We start from the raw sequence: 16,927 nt of genomic DNA, 5'->3' as shown, positions 1-16,927 counted from the left end.
GTTATCGAAGTGCTTCCACGGTGGAGTTATATTCGGGAACCAATTGGCGAAGAGCCGCTATCAGCCGGTCTTCGTCGTAGTCTTCCGTGGCGCGTTGCAGTTCGTGGATGGTGTCAGCCAGCAGTTCCTGCGAGAGAGCCGGTCCGCTGAGGACGCTGAATTCTCCCTCTTTGAGAGCGGTCGAATGTTCCTCGGCAGTCATCAGTTCCTCGACCATCTTATCGCCGGGACGCAGACCGGTATAGAGAATGCGGATGCCCGTCTTGCCTGCGCGTTCGATCATTGTTTGCGCCAGGTCGAGAATCCGTATCGGCTCGCCCATCTCCGGTACAAGGATCTTTCCGGCTCGATCGAGAACAGCTGCTTCGAGAATCCTGTTCACTGCCTGCGGCAGCGTGACGAAGTAGCGGCGCACCTCGGGATGGGTTACGGTAATTGGGCCTCCGCGCTCGATCTGTTTTTCAAAGAGCGGCGCAACGCTGCCCTGCGAGCCCAGCACGTTTCCAAGACGAATGGAGATCATGTGGGTGCGGGGCGTATTCCTGTTGAGCAGGACAAGCTCTGCCACGCGCTTCGACGCGCCCATCACCGAGATTGGATTGACCGCCTTATCGGTGGAGATAAGGATTAGTTTTTCCACGCCGCAGCGCGCCGCAGCAGCCGCCAGCGCATGCGTGCCCACGGCATTGTTCGCGACCGCTGCAAAGCGATTCTGCTCCATTAAAGGGACGTGCTTGAAAGCCGCCGCGTGATAGAGGACGTCTGGCCGAAAATGCGCGAAGTGATGGTAGAGCAGCCGCGAATCGCCGATGCTGCCAAGGATGGGAACGAACTCGGGCGGCCGTCGTTGTGACTCCGCCAGTTGCGAAAGGCGCATGGTGACGCGGTATAGCGCATGCTCGGAGAGCTCCAGCAGCAGCAGGCGCCGAGGCCGAAGTTGCAGTATCGCCTCGCACAGCTCTGAGCCGATAGAGCCGCCTGCCCCGGTAATGAGGATCGTTTTGCCTTCGGTCTCTTCGCGGATCCGTTCCCAGTCCATCGCGCTGCGGCTGCTGCCGAGGAGTTGCTCGAAGTGGGGGCCGTGTTGCGTTCTGTCCATCATCTGGAATGTTTCTGATTATAGGAGTTGCGGCACCTCCACGTGCAGCGATCGCCGGCGGCGGGGCAGAGAGCGCGCCTGCATTGAGTAACTTGGTTCCATCAGCGTGGTCCTGCCGCACGGCAACCACGCCGCAGAGATAATGACGTTGTGGCCAGCGGAAGCAATCCGGACGCGCGCAATCCCGTGCTCCTTCGCGAGTACCTTAACTTTCTGCGCGTGGACAAAGGACTGCGGCCGCTCACCTGCGAGGCCTATGAGCGGGATTTGACGATGTTTTGCGAGTTTCTCGAGTCCTCGAACGCGACGCTGGCAGCGGCCCGGCAGGGCGATGTCATGGGGTTCCTCGAACACCTGAAAAAGCACGGCGTGGAATCGCGTTCCGCGGCGCGTAAGCTCTCCTGCCTGCGTGGCTTCTATCGATGGATGTTGCTCGATAAGCGAATCAGCCACGATCCGACGGTGAACCTGGAGTCGCCCTCCACCTGGAAGGTGCTGCCAAAATCGCTTGCCGAGTCGGAGATCAGCACCATGCTGGACCATGCTGCGCTGGCCGCGGCCCATCCACAAAGGGACGGCGTGGCGCTGCGCGACGACGCGATTCTCGAACTCCTGTATGCCGCCGGCCTCCGCGTTTCGGAGCTGACCGATCTGCGGGTGGAGGATGTGTCGCTGGAAGAGGGACGGGTTCTGGTGCGGGGCAAAGGAGACAAGGAGCGCGTGGTGCCCATAGGAGTCGCAGCCGTCCGGGCGCTGAAGGTGTATCTCGAACAGGGGCGCCCGGAATTGGTGCGTGGCAGCCGCAAGCCGGATGCTACGCGTCTTTTTCTCTCCGTACGCGGGCAGGGGCTGACGCGGCAATGGATCTGGCACATGGTGAAGGCTGCCGATTCGCATGCCAGTCCGCACATGCTGCGTCATAGCTGCGCCACGCACATGGTGGAGCACGGAGCCGACCTTCGCACGGTGCAGACCTTGCTGGGCCACGCCGACATCGCCACCACGCAGGTGTACACGCACGTGGCGCTCAGTCGCCTGAAGGCGGTTCATCGTGAGCACCACCCCCGGGCGCGGCGACTCCCTCCCTCTGATGGGACAACGCAATGACCACGGATTCCAAAGCATCCTCGCTGGTGGGCGAGTTTCTCTCCGCGTTGGCGTACGAGCGTAACGTATCCGCACACACGCTGCGCGCATACGGACGGGAGCTCCATTCCTTCGCGGATTATCTGCAGGAGCATGGTGCGCGAGAGATGCGCAACGTCGAGCATCCGCAAATTCGCGCCTATCTGGGCACGCTCTACGACCGTGGTTTGTCGAAGGCTTCGGTGGCGCGGGCGCTGGCGGCGGTTCGCGCATGGTTTCGCTGGCTAGCAAAGCGAGGATTGGTGGAGCAGAATCCCGCCGCGCTGGTTGCCACGCCGAAGTTGCCGCGGCATCTGCCCCGTGTGCCGAACATTGAGCAGATGAACCGCGCTGCCGACCACATCGGAGCCGAGGCGGCCGCCTGGCCCGAGCGCGACCGCGTGATCTTCGAGCTTCTATACGGCTGCGGCATCCGAAATGCAGAACTTGTAGGCATCAATCTCAGCGATGTCCACTGGGCTAATGACGCGATCCTGGTTCGGGGCAAGGGGCGAAAGGAGCGCTACGTGCCGTTGGGCGATGTGGCCGCGGAGGCCGTGCGCGCCTATCTACCGTTGCGGGAGGCGAGGCTTGATGCGGCCAAAAAGACGACGGATGCGCTGCTGCTGGGAATTGACCTGCGCGGCAGCGGACGCTTGACCACGAGGAGCGTGCAGCGCATTGTCAAGCGGTTGGCGATCGCCCAGGGGTTGCCTGCCGAGGTCCATCCCCATACCCTGCGCCACGCCTTTGGCACCCACATGCTGGAGGAGGGGGCGGATCTGCGGGCCATTCAGGAATTGATGGGCCACGCGCGGCTTTCCACCACGCAGCGCTACACGCAGCTCACCACCAACCAGATCACCGCGGTTTATGACCGCACCCACCCCCGAGCCAAGTAGGGGGGACTTGGGCTAACTCACGGGGAATGCTGAAAATAGGGGAGTTTCTGCAGGTTTGAGCCGGGCGCGGTAGCCAACTGCTGTCCGGAGGCAGCAGCAAATGGCCCGGTGCACTAAACTAGATTAGGTATAGCGTCAGCAGAGCGTGCGCCCGACCTTGGACCTGGGCGCAAGTAGCAAGAGACGCCATCGCAAAGGACTCATCCATTGATCGGCAGTGTACTGACAAAAGTTTTCGGAACCAGCAACGAGCGCGCCGTCAAGCGGCTTCTCCCCGTGGTGAACGAGGTCAACGCGCTGGAGCCCTCCGTGGAACCTCTCACCGACGCGCAGCTTCGCGCCAAGACGGAGGAGTTCCGCACGAGGATCAAAGCGCGGCTCGAGGGCATTGAGGACGCGACCGAACGCAAGGAAGCGGAGAAGCAGGTGCTCGATGAGATTCTGCCGGAGGCCTTCGCGGTTGTGCGCGAGGCGGGCCGGCGCGTGCTCAAAATGCGCCACTTCGATGTGCAGATCATTGGCGGCATTGTGCTGCACCAGGGCAACATCGCCGAGATGAAGACGGGCGAAGGCAAAACGCTGGTGGCAACTCTACCGTGCTACCTGAACGCGCTGGCAGGCCATGGAGTTCACGTGGTTACCGTGAACGACTATCTGGCCAAGCGCGACGCCGAATGGATGGGCAAGATCTATGAGTTTCTTGGCCTTACGGTTGGCGTTATCGTGCACGATCTGGACGATGCCCAGCGGCGTGAGGCATATGCCGCCGACATTACCTACGGCACAAACAACGAATTCGGCTTCGACTACCTGCGCGACAACATGAAGTTCGAGCTGAAGGACTGCGTGCAGCGCGGGCACTACTACTGCATCGTCGACGAAGTGGATTCCATCCTGATTGACGAGGCGCGTACGCCGCTGATCATCAGCGGGCCGACGGATCAGACAACAGACAAGTACGTCCGCGTCAATCGCATCATTCCATCGCTTGAGGCAGGCGAAGAGATTACGCGTGGCGAAGAGAAGATCCTGACCGGCGATTATGTCATGGATGAGAAGCATCGCACGATCAGCGTGACCGATGAGGGTTGGGAAAAGATCGAGAAGCTGCTCGGGATCGGCAACATTGCCGAGGTGGAGAACTGGGAGCTGAAGCACCACGTAGAGACCGCCATTAAAGCGCACGCGCTCTACAAGGTTGATGTGAACTACGTCGTCAAAGATGGTGAAGTCATCATCGTGGACGAGTTTACCGGACGCCTGATGCCTGGACGCCGCTGGTCCGATGGGTTGCACCAGGCTATCGAGGCGAAGGAGGGCGTGAACATTCGTCGCGAAGATCAGACGCTCGCGACCATCACCTTCCAGAACTACTTCCGCCTCTATTCGAAGCTCTCCGGCATGACGGGCACGGCAGAGACGGAAGCCGCGGAGTTCGACAAGATTTACAAGCTCGAGATCGTTGTGATCCCCACCAACAAGATCATGCAGCGGGTGGAGAACCCCGACGTTGTGTACCGCACGGAGAAGGAAAAGTATCATGCCGTCGCGGATCAGATCGCGGAGCTGCATGAGAAGAAGCAGCCGGTTCTGGTGGGCACAACCTCCATCGAGAAATCGGAGATACTCTCCGGAATTCTGCAGCGCAAGGGCGTCAAGCATGTCGTGTTGAACGCCAAGTACCACGAGCGCGAGGCAGAGATTGTGGCCCAGGCCGGACGCCTCGGCATGGTCACCATTGCCACCAACATGGCAGGCCGCGGAACGGATATTCTGCTGGGCGGCAATCCGGAGTTCATGGCGAGGCAGCAGCTGGTGAAAAAGGGTCAGGCACGCGCTGTCAGCGCCGGTGAGGGCGCAATCTCTCCCAGCGCCGGACCGGGAATGACACGCTTCTACTATCAGGGGCAGGAGTTCGAGACCTCACAGGAAAACTGGGACAACACCCTGGCGCAACACGCTGCTGCCGCCGCAGAAGATCACAATGCCGTGGTTGCAGCAGGCGGGCTTTTCATCCTGGGCACGGAACGGCACGAGTCGCGACGGATCGACAACCAGTTGCGTGGCCGCGCAGGCCGTCAGGGCGATCCCGGAGCCTCCCGCTTCTATCTCTCGCTCGAAGATGACCTGATGCGCATCTTCGCCAAGGAATGGGTCTCCACCTTGCTGCAGCGGCTCGGGATGGAGGAAGGCGTACCGATCGAGTCGGGCCTGATCTCGCGGCGCATCGAAGCGGCGCAAAAGGCCGTGGAAGCGCAGAACTTTGAGTCGCGCAAACACGTGCTCGAGTACGACGATGTGATGAACAAGCAGCGCGAAGCCGTCTATGGGCTGAGGAAACAGCTGCTGGAGAACATCGAACAGAAGGAACTCATCCTCGAGGACTACACCGCCGGAACACTCAGTGCGATTCTCGACGCCAATGCGCCGGAAAATGTGCACCCGGATCAATGGGATCTGAATGCGCTGAAGACAAAGCTCATCGAGCAGTTCGGACTGGACCCGGTAGCCGAAGGCGTAAAGGCAGCGGAGCTAAGCCGCCACGAGCTTGGGGATGCGCTCTTCGACAGACTCAAGGCAAAGTACGAGAGCAAGGAGCGAATCCTTGGCGAGGAGGGGATGCGCTTCCACGAGCGCATGGTGATGTTGAGCGTTCTCGACGGCCTGTGGAAAGACCACCTGCTGGCCATGGATCACCTGAAGGAGGGCATCGGGCTGCGGGGCTACGGGCAGCAGGATCCGCTGGTTGCCTACAAGCGGGAGTCCTTCGATATGTTTGAAGCCATGATGACGCGCTTTCAGGAGGACACGGTCCGCTATCTCTTCCTGATGCAGATCGTGGGTTCAGACGGTCAGCCGGTGACTGAGGTGCCGCAACCGCGCACGCTGGACGAGCAGCAGCTCACGTTGAACGGTCATGGCGCCGCGCCGCCGGAACCGGTGCAGGAAATTCCAGTGCCGGTACGGCAACACTCGACGACGATCGACCAGCTTGAACAGGAGTTTGAGCGCAAGAAGAAACGCGAACTGGAGGCGGCTCGGCAGGCAGGTGGGGGAACGACGGGGGAAGTAGCCCAACGCCGCTCCGGAGAAAAGGTTGGGCGGAATGATCCCTGCCCCTGCGGCTCCGGCAAGAAATATAAAAAGTGCCATGGAGTGGACGCTTAATCTCCCTGGTACCCTAAGACTGCAGAGGGCCTGCCAGCAATCGCTGACAGGCCCTCTGTTTTTGGCTAGCGCGCGTCTTTGTGCACGTCTTTACCTTGTATCGCAGCGAAGGTCAGGTCGTTGGCCTTGCTGCCAGTCTGCTCCTTCCACACGTCGAAGAGGCGTCCGTAGCTCAGCGTCAGCAGTTGGCTCAGGTCGATCCCCAATTTTGTTGCTGTGGCGTCGATCCAGTCGGCTGGGCCTTCCAACTCGGCAAAGACGCCGATGGGCGTCTCGTCGAGCACGCAGTGTCCCCTGTCATCGGCCCACTCTGCCCGCCATTTTTCGTAGGTGAAGGCTGCCTGCAGGCCCAGGTGCTCCAGGATTGCGGCAATAGCTTCGCCATCCTCCACCTCGGTTTCGATTTCGATGCGCTGCTTGTGGCGAGCTTCGGGAGAGTTGTTTGGCGGCAAGCGTTTATTGGTCACGACCCACTTGGGTCCATACTCGCGGATTCTGAGGATTTCGCCATTGGACCGCAATTTGCGATCGGGCGTGTCATAGAGCACGTTGCGCTCAAAGGTGCGTGCCGTCACCTTGTGGAATTCCAGCGCCGCCAGCTTTGCTTCAAGGGCCTCGCTGTCTGCGACCCGGAACTTGACCTCTGTTTCAATCGATTGCATAGGGGCGAGTATATGTCAGGAAGAGCGGCAGGGGAATGTCACCGGGCCAATCCGGAACAGCGGCGCGGGGGCATGATAGAGCGCCGGGGCATAATAGATAGAACGACTTTGAACGCGCGAAAGCCAGAATAGATGAAAACTCTGCGATTGGCGGTCGATGCCAGCGACCTGCATTCGGAATTGTCACAATCATCCTTGCAGAAGGCTGCCTCCATCCTGCGTGGTGGTGGAACTGTCGCGTTTCCCACGGAGACAGTCTACGGGTTGGGCGGCAACGCATTGGACGCCTCGGCAGTCACCGCGATCTTTGTCGCCAAGCAGCGCCCCCGGTGGGATCCACTGATTGTCCATGTCTGCGATGAGGCTATGCTGCGACGTGTGGCGGGTAGCCTCCCGGATGCGGCCGATCGTCTGCGGCGCTCCTTCTGGCCCGGGCCGCTCACGCTGCTGGTGCCGCGCGCCGGGGAGATTCCCGCGCTGGTGACGGCTGGGCGGGAGCGGGTTGGCGTGCGCATGCCTTCTCATCCCGTTGCGCTGGAGTTGATCCGCCTCGCCGGTGTACCCATCGCCGCGCCGAGCGCAAACTCCTTTGGACATACCAGTCCCACTACGGCGCAGCATGTTCTGGACGACCTGGAGGGCCGCATCGACGCTGTGCTGGACTCGGGGGAGGCGATTCATGGCCTGGAGTCCACGGTGATCGATGTATGCGAGGATCCCCCGGTCATCTATCGGCCAGGAGTGGTTACGCTGGAGCAGATCCGCGAGCTATGCCCGGGAACAACGCTCTTTGAACCCGTAGCGGCTGCTGGCGAACCCGAATCTCTGCCCTCTCCCGGGGTGGGGTTGCGACACTACGCGCCACATGCCCGGCTGGTGCTGGTCGGCGGCACCGGACAGCAGCAGAGGCAGGACTTCGCGGCAGCCGTAGCCGACGCCGATTGGAGAGGGGAGCGCATCGGTCTTATGCTGCCGGAAGGCTTTTCCGTCGATGCGGGGAAGATGGCGGTCTACCGCTGGGGGCAGTGGACGAACGAAGAGGAGTTGGCTCGCCGCTTGTTCGCCGGACTTCGCCAGTTGGATGAAGCAGGGGTGACGGTGATTCTGTGCCCGTTGCCGGAGGCGACAGGCATCGGGGTTGCCATCCGCGACCGATTGCAAAAGGCCGCTAAATAGGCGAGTAGACTGCCTCAGGGTTGAGCTTCACTCGCCTTGTAGAGATACTTCACACTGGATTTGTAAATGAGCGTACGGCCCGCGTTGCGTATTTTAATGGCGTTGCGGTCATACCACTCAATGCAGCCCTCAATCCGCTCACCGTCTTCCAGGACAAAGACCATCGGCGTCTGCGACTGCATTTGCTTCTGAAAATAAAAGGCTTCTGCGTGCGAAGCATCGTGCCAGCCGGGGTTATCGTGCGCCATCTGGTGGGTCAGCATGGGCGACTCCTCCCGCCGCACGAATCGTCTGCCGCCGGCAGCGCGCTCCGGCAGGGTGGGGCGAACCAGTCTGCGTGGCCCGGCTCCAGACGTGGATGCGGGCGAGGTGGCTTTCGGCTCCTCAGGAGCCGGGCTGGTAACAAGGGGGCGGATTTCCTTTGCGGCTGGAGACGTGAGTGGGGCCGGATTCCGCATAATGAATCAGTTTGTGACTCTGGTGTTTGGATGCCACCTTAGTCGAACGAGTTTGGGTTCATGCCAGGCTGGGCCGGGCATGACTCTCCCTCCAAACTAGGATTGCCTTTCCTAATTCTGAGTTTCTGCGAGTATGGTATCCCGGCTCTGGCGGCCGCTCCAGAGAAATCGCGAGTCCTCGAAGGAAATTCGAAGTGGGAGTAACCGCGCGGGCCGCAGCGTCAGGAGGAGGCGAGCTCCGTCGCAAAGGCATCCAGCGACAGCGAGCGCAGCAGGTTCCGCCGCATTCCAGCCTCCACCTGGTTCAACCCTCGTGCCGCAGCGTCGATCCAGCCGACACTGACGCTGGCGCTGAGGCGGGTGAGCTCTGGCAGCAGATCGATGTTGCGAACCAACCCGGCAGTGCCGGACTGAAGCAACAGCATATCCTCCAGCAGGCTGGCGAGGGCACGGAGCAGCGCCGCGGTCTTTTGCTGGCCCTCGGCACCTGCGCGGTAGGTTTCGGTCATGCGGAAGAGGGCCGAGTGGTCGGGTTCGGCGAGGGCATTCTTGACGATGACCAGTGCATCCTGCCGGCTGGCCATGTAGCCTGCCAGGTCGAAGCCCAGGGCCCGCCCTACCGCGCCCTCGGCAAGCCGCGCGATGAGCGCTCTCTGGGGTGCCTTCCACTCCGGATGCCGCTGCGCAAGCAGGGCCTCAATCGTTTCGGTTGGCAGGGCGCCCAGGCGGTAGACGATGGAACGGGAGCGAATGGTCGGCAGCAGCTCGCCGGGGTTTTCCGCCAGCAGAAAGATGCTGGCATACGCAGGGGGCTCCTCCAGAACCTTCAGCAGGGAGTTCGCGGCTTCCTTCATGAATGCTGTGCTGGTGAAAATGTAGATCGCGTGCCGGGCGTCGGAGGGAAAGCGGTACATGCCGTGGATCACGCGCCGCACCTGGCCCATCTTGATGAGCAATTGCGGCGGGTCCGGTGGTACCACGAGGATGTCGGGGTGTGTCTGAATCAGGATGCGCGTCTCTTTTTTGTCGGCGTCGCGCATCTCTTCGCGAGCGGAGACCGCTTCCTCGATCCGCGTATCGAGCGGTTGTGCTTCCGCGATGCGCAGGCAGTTCGCACATTCCCCGCAGAAGTCTGGCAGACCATCCGATTCCGGCTGGCGCAGGCAGTTGATGGCCTGCGCGAGCATCAGGGAGAGAGTATATTTTCCTGAGCCCCTGGGGCCGGCGAGGATCAAGGCCGGGGGGATGTGTCCCGCACGAATCCCTTCGCGCAGGTGTCGAACCGTTGGTTCATTTCCCCAAAAATCGCTAAAACCCAAGCTCGAATCTCCTGTAAATGAGACTAGCAGAACAGGCAGCAGCGGGCATGTCGCTGGACGTTGAAGAGGTGGCGGAAGCGCCTGCCGTTTAAGATATATACACAGAACCACCTCGAAAGGCGTGCATCTGCGCACGCAAGGACGCATGGATTTGGACCCTCAGGGATCGGACAGGTCGTACTAGGTATGGCACGCAAGAAGGCTGTCATTATTGGCGCGGGCCCGGCAGGGCTCACGGCCGCACTGGAGTTTCTACGGCGGTCGGAGATTGAGCCGATTGTGCTCGAAGCCAGCCAGGATATTGGGGGGATCTCCCGAACCGTGCAGTTCAAGGGCAACCGCATGGACATCGGAGGCCACAGGTTCTTCTCCAAGAATGACTGGGTCATGAACTGGTGGGCGGAACTGCTTCCAGTGCAGACAAATGGAGCCTCGAATACGATGCTCCATTACCAGAACAAGGAGCGCAGCCTCTCCGCACAGCCGGAGGGAGATGCCGCGGGCAGTGAAGACCTTGTGATGCTGGTCAGGCCGCGCAAGAGCCGCATCTATTTTCTGCGGAAGTTCTTCGATTATCCCGTGACGCTCACGGCGGCTACTCTGCGCGGTCTTGGCCTGGCTCGCACGCTGAAGGTGGGAGCCAGCTATGTACTGGCCAAGTTCCACCAGCGCAAGCCGGAACGGAGTCTAGAGGACTTCCTGATCAACCGCTTCGGTCGTCAGCTCTATCTCACATTTTTCAAGTCCTACACGGAGAAGGTGTGGGGCATTGCGTGCAACCAGATCAGCGCGGAGTGGGGAGCCCAGAGGATCAAAGGACTTTCTCTGACGACCGCGATTGCGCATTTCCTGAAAAAGGCTCTGCAAGGCACGGCAAGAGAAGGCAGTCCGAAAGATATTTCGCAGAAGGGGACGGAGACTTCTCTGATAGAGCAGTTCCTCTATCCGAAATACGGCCCGGGCCAGTTGTGGGAGTATGCGGCTTCTCTGGTGCGGCAGAAGGGCGGGTCTGTCCTGCTGGGCTGGCGCGTCGATAAGGTCGTGACGGAGGGCGATCGGGTGATCGCCGTGGAGGCGACCAGCAAGGAAGGGGAGCAGCGAAGGTTTGATGGAGATTATTTCTTTTCAACCATGCCGATACGCGACCTCATCCATTCTCTCGATGTGCCCGTACCCGATGAGGTGCGCGAAGTCAGCGATGGGTTGATGTACCGCGACTTCGTTACCGTGGGATTGCTGGTGAAAAAGCTGGCGGTTACCGAGCCGGACGGATCTCCGCTGAAGGATACGTGGATCTACATTCAGGAACCGGATGTTCTGCTGGGCCGGTTGCAGATCTTCAACAACTGGAGCCCCTATCTGGTTGCCGATCCCGCCACAACCTGGATCGGGCTGGAGTATTTCTGCTATGAGACGGACGATCTGTGGAGGATGCCGAACGACGAGATCCTAAAGTTCGCAATCGGCGAAGTCGAGAAGATCGGCATGGTGCGCCGCGAGGACGTGCTGGACGGGCATGTGGTCCGCGTTCCCAAAACCTATCCTGCGTACTTCGGAACCTATGACCGTTTCGATGTGATCCGTGACTACATAGATGGGTATAAGAACCTGTTCCTGGTGGGCAGAAACGGAATGCATAAATACAACAATCAGGATCACTCCATGCTGACGGCTAAGACGGCGGTGGACAACATTCTTGCGGGCGTGACGGAGAAATCCAACGTCTGGGAGATCAACACCGAGCAGGAGTATCACGAAGAGAAGAAGTAGAGACTCCCGGCGGTCCGCATCGAGCCATTGTCATGGTCAGAGTAAGCGTCTGGACCTGCCGTGAGAGGCAGGTCCAGGTGTGGTGAGGCTTGTGTTCGGCGAGGCCTTGTGCGGTGAGGCCCGGGGGGCTACTGTGCGGCGGGTGTCGCCACCCTGGCCGCAGCCGGCGACGCAGTCACTGGAGGCGCAGCAGCCGGAGCTGAAGCAGGCGGTGTTGCGGTAGCAGGAGTCGAAGTCGCCGGAGTTGCAGGCCACGTGACGATATCTACCGCCGAGGGATCATCGCGCAATTTGAGGTACAGTGTGCGCGTGTGCGAGGCGGGCACGACGAGCGTCTGGGCGACAAATCCTTCCGGAACCGAAACGGCATCGGTAAAGTCCGGACTGGTGCTTACCGAATCGATAAGAAACAACTTCTCTCCGGTGATGGTGCATTGCCGGGTGGCTGCCGCCACACAGTGAATGTCTTTCAGCGTAGGGATGCGCACCAGGTTCGCGAGCGGCTGCCAATCCCCGGTGGTTCCGTCGCCGGCGATCGGACGCATCTTCAGTGGTCCAAAGGCGGAAGGTCCGAGATGCCGCATCGGATCGAGCACGGCCAGCTCTGTGCTGGAGTCCTGCAGGGTCAGGTTCTGGTTTGCGACCGATAGCATCACGCGAAACGATTCGTCGAGCGTAGCCACTTCCACCTTCTGCTGCGGCGAAAACGTCTCCGGCACCACGGCTTTGAGGAAGAAGCTCAGGCGTGACTCCTGGGGCACCTCATCGGGGCTGCTGAGCTTGACCAGCGCTGTAGCGGTGGGCGAAGGATCGACCTGCACGCTTTTACTGATCAATTTAACGTGAGGGCGCGGCGGAGCAATTTTGGTGCTGAGTACCAGCACGCGCGCGTCCTTCAGGGTGACCTTCGCCTGCATCGCATCGCCGGACTTGAGCGTAGCGGCGGCGGCTGTATCCTTGGTCGCAATCTTCAGCTCATCCTGTTGATTCGCACGTGACAGGTCTCCCGGAGCAAAGTGAACGCCCTGCAGATCTACGTCCATCACCTGATCCAGCCGGGTTCCTTTCAGAGTGCCTTCCGTATCTCCCGCATGAAGCGTCAGCGTGTCGAGGCTGCCTGCCTCGGCATAGGTATGCAGCGTAATTTCATCGCTCACACTCTGCCTTCCGTACTTCTTGATCATCATGACGACGGAGCCGGGCACAGCATTTTGCAGCGGCACCTGGACTTCGAGTTCGTCGGGTTTTGTCACCTTCCATGAGGCATCGACTTTGCCCCCTTGGGCGTCGCGAATCGCCACGCTTTCCACGCAGGCGGCCTGTTCCGACTGCAGGTGAAGTTCGTCCATCCGTCCAACGATCAATGCGCTGGCATCTTTTGAGGCCACAATCCATCGGCCGCCGACTTGAGAACTGCGCAGTTGAAAGGTAGGTCCTTCAAAGGGCTGGAAGCCCCAGAAGCCGTGCAGCGTTCCGGTCAGATCGCCGTTGAGCGAGTTCGCCGGAATGGATCGGGTATCCACCACAAGGCCGCCTCGCGTCGGGTCTACCTTGGCGGGGAGGTCGATTCCGTTTCCGCCCGCGGTCCTTGTCTTCAGATGAAGCGTGAAGTTATGCGCCATTTCGCTGGCAAAGACCAGCGGCGCGCCATCAATGGGGAGAACCAGATCGGGCTGCTCGGCGCAAAAGACCTGTTTGGGCTCAGCCGGGCGCAGCGGCGGAAGCGGCGACGGGCCCACCGGCGGCAATCCGACGACGAGCACCGACTTGGGATTGCGGAACGATGGAGGGTTGTTCAGTCGCAGATTCAACTTGTCGCCCGTGGGAAGAGCAAGCGCCGGAATGTATTGATATTGCGCCGTGTGGGTGGAGGCGAGGATTCGCACCGTATCCACCACCGCGCCGACATAAGGACTCAGCGCTCCAGCGCCTGCTGTCGGCATATAGGCGATGTGCGAGACGAGATCGACGGTGTTTCCTGAAGCGATTCTCGCCACCATCGTTTCGGTGTGCGCATCGTCCAGGACAAGCTCATCGGTATTTTGCGTCAGGCAGGGAACCTGTTGTGCGCTCGGCTTGTCAAAGCACTCGTGATCCAGCTTGATATTGAGGCTCCTGGCCAGCAGCACGGTGCGTTGTTTCAGCTCCGCGGGTTCTTCGGAGAACTCCCGCAGCAGGTTCATATATTTTTCCAGCCGCATACGATCCAGGCTCGCCTGCTGCAGATCCTGCGCAGAGCGGACAAAGGCGCCGGGCTTGCCGCGCACTGCATTGCGCAGTGTATTGAAGTCGCCACCCGTTTCTGGGGCGAGAAAGACAACGGCCTGCTCGGCTTCAGCTGGAATAGTGATAAAAACGCCTTCTTCGCGGACTGATTTCGTCCAGGTCTCCACCTTGGTGAACCAGTTGGCCGGTGGAGGATTGGTGGCTCCGCGCAGAAAGGCGACTATCATCACGTAATGTGCAGATTGGCTCTCCGGCAACTGGGGATGAATCCACAGCCGGTCGCCCGGCATGAGGTTTGGCACATGAGAGATCGGCAAGGTTTCGCCGGAACGCTGGACGCGCACATCCACCGCAGGCCCGGCGAGGTCGAACGCGGCCGTCTGGCAGTGTGCAAAACTGATCGGCAGTAGCAGGACTGTCGCCATCAAGCTCAGCAAGGGAAACTTCAAGGCCATACTCCTAATTTAAGCCAAATTGTGGAAACGGGAGATGAAAGTGGCCAGCATGGTAACCCCTTGCCCGCCGGATTCGTCTCCCGTTTGTCCTGATGTTTCAGTCACTTGGCCGCTGTTTTTTTCGCCTCGCGGGCCGCTGTAACTGGTGATGCACGCGGAGAGAGGAGCGGTAGCAGCGTGATGCGCTGTCTTTGTTATATTTAGGAGGAATTCCGCTGCTCCCAGATCTCGCTCGGAGCGCGAAGGTCGTGCTCGTCCCCTTCATAGCGTGTTGAGGTTGCAGGAATCGTCCGGCACTCCGGGGCTCAGGAATGTTTGCCGTCAGGCGCAAACGAAAATGGGACCCAAAATGGGGCCAAGGAGTTGTAATGAAGATCTGTTTCGTCGTCTTTGGATTAACGGGCCGAGGCGGCACTGAGACGGTAATCCTGAGCACCAGGCGGGAGTTTCTCCGCCGTGGCCATGAATGCATGCTGGTTCTGCTGGGCGGATCGGATGATCGCGCATGGCTTCAGGACGTTCCGGCAATTGAGCTGGGGTCTCCCAGTACGCCGCGAATTCTCCGATACCTGCAGTACGCGTTCCGGCTTCCTTTCCTGTTGAAAGCATTCAATCCTGACGTCATTTTCGCAGTCAACTCCAACGGAGTGTCGTTCATCTCCAAATTGCGTCGGCTGCTTCGGTTGCATGCCGAGATCATCTTCTGGCCTCATTGGCCATTGGGGCCTTCGGAGGCCGAGGACATGCGTCTGGCGGATTATCACTTCGCCATAAGTTCGGGCTATGCGAGGTTGCTGTCGAAGATGACGGGGGACGAAAGACACATCCACACCGTCTTCAACGCGATTGATATCGAGGTTCCGCCGGTGGGGCGCTCTAGTACACCAGTCTTTCTGAATGTTGGGAGATTGCAGATTCAGCAGCAGAAGTGCACCGATGATCTGCTTCGAGCCGCGGCAATGCTGAAAGGGGATTTCCTGCTTCGCATTGTAGGTTCGGGAAAGGACGAGCCAGCGCTGCGCGAGATGGCAAACGACCTGGGCATAGCAGACAAGGTGCAATGGCTGGGGTGGAAGACCGATCCGTGGGCAGCCGCCGGGGATGCATCCGCGCTTGTCCTGTGTTCCTCCTGGGAGGGCTTACCGACAGTGCTGACTGAGGCGATTGCGAGAGGGTTGCCTTGCATCAGCGGCGACTGCCCGTCAGGCCCCGAGGACATCATTGTTCAGGGCAAAAACGGATGGCTTGTACCTCCGGGCGATGTTCCGCAGCTCGCCGCGGCCATGCAGCATGTAATCGACCATATGGACGCGTTGCCTTCTCCGGAGTCCGTGAAGGCGACAGCCAAACGTTTCGCCGCAGAGCCAGTGGTGGACCGCATGATCGCGGCGATGCAATTGGAGCGCTCCTCGCGCTGAATCGTGCGAACACTTTGCCGGTAGTCTCTCGGTTACTATAGAGACAACGACTTCCGGATCGTGCATTCTTGTCGCGGGTCTTTCAGCAGGGATGTGCGGAAGGCGGGAATCATGCAGCGCCACATCTTTCGAGGAGAGTGTTTTGGAATCATCCGCAGCAGCCAGAGTTCAGGTACTTCCTCCTTTCCGACTTGCGCCACTTTTTGACAAACGCATCTGGGGCTTTCAGGATCTGGCTCCATGGTTCGATTACAAGACCTCCGGCGATCCGATCGGCGAGGTTTGGCTTACGGGCGATAACTGCCTCGTGGATACGGGCTCACTCGCCGGAAGGTCTCTAAAGCAGGCCACCGCCGACCATGGTGCAGCGATCTTAGGTGCGCAGCATGCCGGTGAGGATTTTCCACTGCTGATCAAGATGCTCTTCCCCAAGGACAAACTCAGCGTGCAGGTGCATCCTGACGATGCCATGGCGCAAAAGTATGGCGAGCCCCGCGGGAAGACGGAGTGCTGGTATACGCTCCAGGCCGATCCCGGCGCGAGCGTTGCGCTTGGGCTCAAGCCGGGTGTCTCCAAGGAGCAGGTTCGCAGCGCGATTGCGGATGCGACGCTTGAGGATCTTTTGGTCTATGTTCCTGTCACCAAGGGCGACTTGATCTTTGTGGACGCAGGCACAGTCCATGCGATTCTGCCTGGTTCGGTGCTGCTCGAAACGCAGCAGAATAGCGACACAACGTATCGCCTTTACGACTATGGCCGGCCGCGCGAACTGCATCTGGAGAAGGGGCTTGAGGCAATCCGCAGCGACACGCGCGCGGGAAGAGTGGCTCCCCGGCAAGAGGGCAATCACACCCTTCTGATCAACGAAAGGTACTTCCGCGTGGATCGTTTTGTGGTTGAGGGCGCGATCAGCTCCGACGCTCTGGCACAGGACCACAAGAAACAGTTGCAGATACTATTTGTCGCCGATGGCGCGGCAACGGTTTCCGGAGAAGGATTTGATTCGTTCCCATTGAGCCGTTGCCAGGTGGCGGTCATTCCGGCATCGGCTGGTGCGTGGGAGCTGGAGAGTAAAGGGAAGCTGGAACTTATCCGCATGATTCCGCAGAATGAGGTTTCCGCGCGATGAGCTGTCCCATCCTTCGCTTT

At 60.0% G+C, this 16,927-nt stretch carries 12 protein-coding genes; 7 read left to right on the top strand and 5 right to left on the bottom strand.

Translation table 11 applies throughout. The features are described from left to right. Position 1 precedes the first annotated feature (1 nt). On the bottom strand, positions 2 to 1,102 hold the full coding sequence (locus VM554_04905) for a polysaccharide biosynthesis protein (GenBank protein ID HVJ07699.1): 1,101 nt from the start codon (positions 1,100 to 1,102) through the stop codon (positions 2 to 4). A gap of 147 nt (positions 1,103 to 1,249) precedes the next feature. On the opposite strand from VM554_04905, the gene xerD reads away from it, so the two are divergent. The 3 genes from xerD to secA all read left to right on the top strand — a co-directional run bounded on the left by xerD (position 1,250) and on the right by secA (position 6,294). Continuing rightward, entirely contained in the window at positions 1,250 to 2,206 is a 957-nt protein-coding gene (gene xerD, locus VM554_04900; protein ID HVJ07698.1) for a site-specific tyrosine recombinase XerD, read from the top strand. Beyond that, positions 2,203 to 3,126 (top strand): tyrosine recombinase XerC, encoded by a 924-nt coding sequence (locus VM554_04895; protein ID HVJ07697.1) that lies wholly within the window; start codon positions 2,203 to 2,205, stop codon positions 3,124 to 3,126. Before xerD ends, VM554_04895 begins: the two co-directional genes overlap by 4 nt. 207 nt (positions 3,127 to 3,333) lie before the next feature. Continuing rightward, positions 3,334 to 6,294 carry a preprotein translocase subunit SecA gene (secA, locus tag VM554_04890; protein HVJ07696.1) on the top strand — a complete coding sequence of 987 codons (2,961 nt, stop codon included), beginning with the start codon at positions 3,334 to 3,336 and terminating at the stop codon, positions 6,292 to 6,294. 65 nt (positions 6,295 to 6,359) lie between these two features. Here the strand turns inward: secA and VM554_04885 are convergent, their stop codons facing one another. Further along, positions 6,360 to 6,956, bottom strand: coding sequence for a class IV adenylate cyclase (locus VM554_04885; GenBank protein HVJ07695.1), 597 nt, complete (start codon positions 6,954 to 6,956; stop codon positions 6,360 to 6,362). A gap of 132 nt (positions 6,957 to 7,088) precedes the next feature. Here VM554_04885 and VM554_04880 point away from each other — a divergent pair, with 132 nt between their 5' ends. After that, positions 7,089 to 8,132 (top strand): L-threonylcarbamoyladenylate synthase, encoded by a 1,044-nt coding sequence (locus VM554_04880; protein HVJ07694.1) that lies wholly within the window; start codon positions 7,089 to 7,091, stop codon positions 8,130 to 8,132. A gap of 14 nt (positions 8,133 to 8,146) precedes the next feature. Here VM554_04880 and VM554_04875 read toward each other — a convergent pair whose 3' ends face one another. After that, positions 8,147 to 8,590, bottom strand: a complete 444-nt coding sequence (locus tag VM554_04875; protein ID HVJ07693.1) for a hypothetical protein — start codon at positions 8,588 to 8,590, stop codon at positions 8,147 to 8,149. A 221-nt stretch (positions 8,591 to 8,811) separates the two neighbouring features. Further along, positions 8,812 to 9,909, bottom strand: coding sequence for a hypothetical protein (locus VM554_04870; protein ID HVJ07692.1), 1,098 nt, complete (start codon positions 9,907 to 9,909; stop codon positions 8,812 to 8,814). Between the two features lie 186 nt (positions 9,910 to 10,095). Here VM554_04870 and VM554_04865 point away from each other — a divergent pair, with 186 nt between their 5' ends. Beyond that, positions 10,096 to 11,679: an NAD(P)/FAD-dependent oxidoreductase gene (locus tag VM554_04865; GenBank protein HVJ07691.1), complete on the top strand. Its 1,584-nt coding sequence runs from the start codon at positions 10,096 to 10,098 to the stop codon at positions 11,677 to 11,679. Between the two features lie 128 nt (positions 11,680 to 11,807). On the opposite strand, the gene VM554_04860 is transcribed toward VM554_04865, so the two are convergent. Further along, positions 11,808 to 14,354: a hypothetical protein gene (locus VM554_04860; protein HVJ07690.1), complete on the bottom strand. Its 2,547-nt coding sequence runs from the start codon at positions 14,352 to 14,354 to the stop codon at positions 11,808 to 11,810. A 374-nt stretch (positions 14,355 to 14,728) separates the two neighbouring features. Between VM554_04860 and VM554_04855 the strand changes: the two genes are divergently transcribed. Beyond that, positions 14,729 to 15,778 carry a glycosyltransferase gene (locus VM554_04855; protein ID HVJ07689.1) on the top strand — a complete coding sequence of 350 codons (1,050 nt, stop codon included), beginning with the start codon at positions 14,729 to 14,731 and terminating at the stop codon, positions 15,776 to 15,778. A 142-nt stretch (positions 15,779 to 15,920) separates the two neighbouring features. After that, entirely contained in the window at positions 15,921 to 16,907 is a 987-nt protein-coding gene (locus VM554_04850; protein ID HVJ07688.1) for a type I phosphomannose isomerase catalytic subunit, read from the top strand. The last annotated feature ends 20 nt before the right edge of the window (positions 16,908 to 16,927 follow it).

Source organism: Acidisarcina sp., assembly GCA_035539175.1.
Classification (GTDB): domain Bacteria; phylum Acidobacteriota; class Terriglobia; order Terriglobales; family Acidobacteriaceae; genus JANXZS01.
This window is presented reverse-complemented; position numbering and strand designations above follow the sequence as displayed.